The following is a 380-nucleotide window of genomic DNA, read 5'->3' on the forward strand; positions in this document are numbered from 1 at the left end:
GTACGGCTTTAGAGTAACGAAAAACGGGTAGGTGGGAGCCTACCCATTCAATAGTCTAAAATCAATACAAGAGGGGATTATAGATGAAAAACGCGATAAATGCAACGGTCGATAAAAATCCTTGGGCACGACCTAAAATCCAGCCTAATGGAACAGCACAAAACCGCAACAGTGATGATATTGCTTTATGGAATGAGCTTGTGGATTCAGTCAGAGCTTTGGGGCAAATGAATGATTGGTCGAAAGCAGAGGTAGCGCGGCGCATTGGCATGCCGGATGGAACGTTTTCGCAATGGTATGCGGGCAGTTATGCAGGGCAATTGGGTAAGCAAAATGCGAAGGTTCAACAATGGGTTGAGGTTTTAAAGGAAACGGCGGGG

The 380-nt window shown here is 46.1% G+C and carries 1 pseudogene; it reads left to right on the forward strand.

Annotation, left to right across the window (positions count from 1 at the left end):
• Positions 1-83 precede the first annotated feature (83 nt).
• Positions 84-380 (forward strand): annotated as a pseudogene (locus J7R12_RS08740) (AAA family ATPase); the annotation flags it as partial.

Origin of the sequence: Bartonella vinsonii subsp. vinsonii (assembly GCF_902825235.1) — a bacterium.
Taxonomy (GTDB): domain Bacteria; phylum Pseudomonadota; class Alphaproteobacteria; order Rhizobiales; family Rhizobiaceae; genus Bartonella; species Bartonella vinsonii.